The sequence below is a fragment of the Chryseobacterium sp. VD8 genome, from assembly GCF_037149975.1.
Classification (GTDB): Bacteria; Bacteroidota; Bacteroidia; order Flavobacteriales; family Weeksellaceae; genus Chryseobacterium; species Chryseobacterium indicum.
In genome coordinates this window covers 1-3,852 of sequence record NZ_JBBCQL010000317.1, presented here as the reverse complement: position 1 = coordinate 3,852, position 3,852 = coordinate 1, and the positions used below count along the sequence as shown (strand labels likewise).

Sequence of the window (3,852 nt, the reverse complement as noted above, 5' to 3'; positions counted from 1 at the left end):
CACCATCATCACCATTCCTGCACCGCCGCCGTAAGGTTCATCATCAATCTGTTTTTTTTTGTTGATTCCCCAATCTCTCAAGTGATGGAAGTGCACTTCTGCCAAACCTTTATCAATCGCTCTTCTTAAAATAGAAGTTTTAAACGGACTTTCCATCAGTTCCGGAAGTACGCTTATTATATCAATTCTCATTGTACTGTTTCGTTTTTCTTATTTGGCAAAATTATCAATCTTAAAGAAGAATCTTTATTAAAATAGCTCCACATCCAGTTAAAGAACACGGCAAGCTTGTTTCTTACACTTAAAATAAGCATTAAATGTAAAAACATCCAGAAATACCACGCCAGAAATCCCTGAAATTTAATAAATGGTAAATCTACAACTGCTCTGTGTTTTCCGATGGTAGCCAGAGAACCTTTGTCATCATACTCATACTCAACCCATTCATTCAGATTTTTCTTTAAAAGGTTCTTTCCTAAATTTTTTGCCTGATTAATTGCTACGTTTGCCACCTGCGGATGACCCTGCGGATATTTCGGAGTTTCCATATACGCAATATCTCCGATTGCAAAAACATTATCGTAGCCTTTTATTTTATTGTATCTGTCTGTAATATATCTGTTTTTGACCAATTTTTCGGCAGGAAAACCATCTACAACGTTTCCTGTAACTCCTGCTGCCCATATTACATTATTGGAAGGAATGGTTTTTCCGCTTTTCATGTACACTTTATCGCCATCGTAATCCGTAACGTATTCCTGGCTTAAAAATGTAACGCCTAAATCTTTTAAATATTCTTCAGATTTCTGCTGTGCTTCAGGACTCATTACCGCCAAAGGCTTTTCTGTAGAACTTACCAGAATAATTTTCAGGTGATCGAAATTCATATAAGGATAATCGCGCGGAAGAATTTCTTTTTTCATTTCAGAGAAAGCTCCGGCTAATTCTACTCCGGTTGGTCCGCTTCCTACAATTACGATATTCCAGTTTCCATCATCACTACGGCTTTTTTCAAGAATCAGCTTTTCGAAAGTCATTAAAACATGATTTCGGATGCTGATCGCTTCCTGAGTATTTTTCATCCCGAAAGCTTTACCTTCAAGATCTTTATTTCCAAAAAAATTGGTTTTGCATCCTGTAGCGATAATTAATTTATCGTAGGTAAATTCTGCTTCATCAGTAATGACTTTATTATTTGCAGTATCGATTTCCTTAACTTCCGTGAGGCGAAACTGGGTATTTCTGGAACGCTGAAAAATTTTTCTGAAAGGAAAAGAAATATTGGAAGGCTCAATCCTTCCGCATGCGACCTGATAGAAAAGCGGCTGAAACATATGATGGTTTACCCGATCCAGAACAATAACTTTTTTGTTCCTGTTATTCAACGTTTTCGCAAGCTGCAGCCCCGCAAAACCTCCTCCAATGATGATGATCTTTTCGCGTGTTTCCATAGTACACAAATTTACTGATTTTATTTAGCATTTAGAAGTGAAAAAAGTTAGTTTTGTAAATCTTTATTCACAAACGATGTACAGCAAAAAAACCGCCAAAAAGATCCATAAAAACCGCCGGAAAAAATATCTTTTCCGCAGAAAAATCGTACTGGCTATTTTAATTGTTGCGCTTATCGGAACAGGATTGTATTTAAGGCAGTCCATAAGCTATTATTACGCTTTATATTTCAATAAATTTACTCACAGAAAGCTTCACAACAGTGAAACGGAAACGCTGAGAATTCAAAAAATCCTGTCCAATAATTTAGATAAAACTTACGGGTTTGATATTTCACATTATCAGAATAAAGAAGACATTAAATGGGACAGCCTTACTATCGGAAACAAAACCATTCCGCTGGAGTTTGTGGTGATGCGTGCAACGATGGGAAACCGAAATGCCGACAAACATTTTTCTGATTTCTGGGAACAGGCAAAAAAACAGAATTTAATCCGCGGAGCGTATCATTTTTACAGAGCAGACGAAGATCCTGTAATTCAGGCAAATAATTTCCTGGAAAATGTAAAGCTCGAAAGCGGTGATCTTCCGCCGATTTTGGATATTGAGAAAATCCCGAAGCGCAAAACAAATAAAAAACTGGTTGAAGACCTTAAAGTGTGGTGCAAAATTGTAGAGGAAACTTACGGCGAAAAACCCATTATTTATACGTATTATCATTATTACAAAGATTTCCTGAAGGGCGAATTTGATGATTATCCGCTCTGGCTAGCGAATTACAATGACGTTCCGGCTCCCTCACCCGATGCAGACTGGGATTTCTGGCAGTTTACAGAAAACGGAATCGTGCACGGAATTAATACAAAAGTAGATCTGGATATTTACAATGGAAGTTCGTGGTCTTTGAAGAGGTTGACTTTGGATTGATTTTTTTCCGGTGATTTTGCAAATTTTAAACATCTGAGACTTTGGCTGAAGCCAATCGAAAAACCTTATATTGTTAACGGGCTAAAGCCCGTTTCTACTGATGAGAACATAAATTGACACACAAAAACTATTTAAACGGCTTCCTTTGAATCCATTCAGTTTTGGGAGAAATAGAAGGAAAAATAGTTTTCATGAAAGGATTAATGATAAAATTATTGTGCTTAATTAAGCCAAATATTTCAACTGGTTCCGCTCCGATCGTTGATTTAATTTCTAAAGCCGTTCTTCCGAAAATAATCCTTTCAAACTGTTGATCTATCCCGAATTCTACCATATCGAAAAGCATATTGAGATAGATCTGCTTTTGTTTCTGACAGTCTTTTTCGTAGCCTAAAAAGTAGGTATCGATATCTTTGTTATTGAGGATCATGATATAAAAACCGATCAGTTTTTCATTCGAAAAATATCCGAAAAGTCTGAAATTACCTCCAAGATTTTCTTTCATGCTTTCAAAATGATTTTCTCTGAGAAAAAAGGTGTTGAAAGGCGCATTTTCTGCGACATTCTGATAAAGAACATTCATTTCAGACTGATATTTTCTGATCATGTCTAATTGGAGTTCTTTTTTAATGATTCCTTGCAGTTTCTTTTTGGCAGTTTTGGCTCTTGCTCTGTATTTCTTCGAAAAATCATTGATATAATCCTCAAAATTATTCCAGTTTTCTCTTATCCGAAGAATCATGTTCGGCTGAACGGAAAATCTGAAATATTTCCGATGCTTTTCTCCTTCAAAGTATTTCACAAAATTCGACTGGTAATCTTTATATATAATTAAGGATGTTTTTCTTATTTCCTTCTGCATTTTATAAACGGCTTCTTCCAGAAGCGGAATCACTTCTTCGGAAGTAATTTCTGAAGCATCAAAATAAAATCCGTTCTGTCCTGTAAGCATATTATTTCCCAAAATCATCACATCTTTACCGAATTGTCTTGCCATAAAATTCCTGATGCTGCAAAACACCTCATTTTTCTGGAAAGTTTTATGCTGAATAAAATTTAGATACTGAAACAAAGCACCGCCAATCAGATCATTTTCTTTGAAAAAACCGACAAAAAAACATTCCATATTCTGAGGTCGGGAATGTTCTAAAGCACAGAAGTATTCTTCGGAAAGCAGGATATTATGATTTCCGATCACCGCGTTCCACTCTTCCGGCAAATCGGCAGCTGAGTGATAAATTTTTAAATTATATGACATAAAAAAGGCTACGCAAAAGTAGCCTTAACTTTTTAAAATATTACATTTATTTTTGTGTTGCCCAGTGAAAACCGTCCGGAGCATACCAGCCGCAGATAATTCCGCCCATAATGGTAATGCAGACCGTCCAAAAAGCAGCGTTAATTAATGTATATTTCCACGATTTTCTTTCAAACATCGCATTGATAGCAATCATAGGAAGCACGAATAAAAAT

The 3,852-nt window shown here is 36.1% G+C and carries 4 protein-coding genes and 1 pseudogene; 1 reads left to right on the top strand and 4 read right to left on the bottom strand.

The window, feature by feature from the left end; all coding sequences use genetic code 11:
- Positions 1-192, bottom strand: a pseudogene (locus WFK35_RS21295) (tRNA (guanosine(37)-N1)-methyltransferase TrmD); the annotation flags it as partial.
- On the bottom strand, positions 189-1,451 hold the full coding sequence (locus tag WFK35_RS21290; RefSeq protein ID WP_336734536.1) for an NAD(P)/FAD-dependent oxidoreductase: 1,263 nt from the start codon (positions 1,449-1,451) through the stop codon (positions 189-191). The pseudogene WFK35_RS21295 and the gene WFK35_RS21290, both read right to left, overlap by 4 nt.
- A 76-nt stretch (positions 1,452-1,527) precedes the next feature.
- On the opposite strand from WFK35_RS21290, the gene WFK35_RS21285 reads away from it, so the two are divergent.
- Positions 1,528-2,379 carry a glycoside hydrolase family 25 protein gene (locus WFK35_RS21285; RefSeq protein ID WP_336734535.1) on the top strand — a complete coding sequence of 284 codons (852 nt, stop codon included), beginning with the start codon at positions 1,528-1,530 and terminating at the stop codon, positions 2,377-2,379.
- A 127-nt stretch (positions 2,380-2,506) separates the two neighbouring features.
- Here WFK35_RS21285 and WFK35_RS21280 read toward each other — a convergent pair whose 3' ends face one another.
- Entirely contained in the window at positions 2,507-3,637 is a 1,131-nt protein-coding gene (locus WFK35_RS21280) for an 8-amino-7-oxononanoate synthase (RefSeq protein ID WP_336734534.1), read from the bottom strand.
- A gap of 46 nt (positions 3,638-3,683) precedes the next feature.
- Entirely contained in the window at positions 3,684-3,842 is a 159-nt protein-coding gene (locus WFK35_RS21275; RefSeq protein ID WP_336734537.1) for a DUF1761 domain-containing protein, read from the bottom strand.
- Between the last annotated feature and the right edge of the window lie 10 nt (positions 3,843-3,852).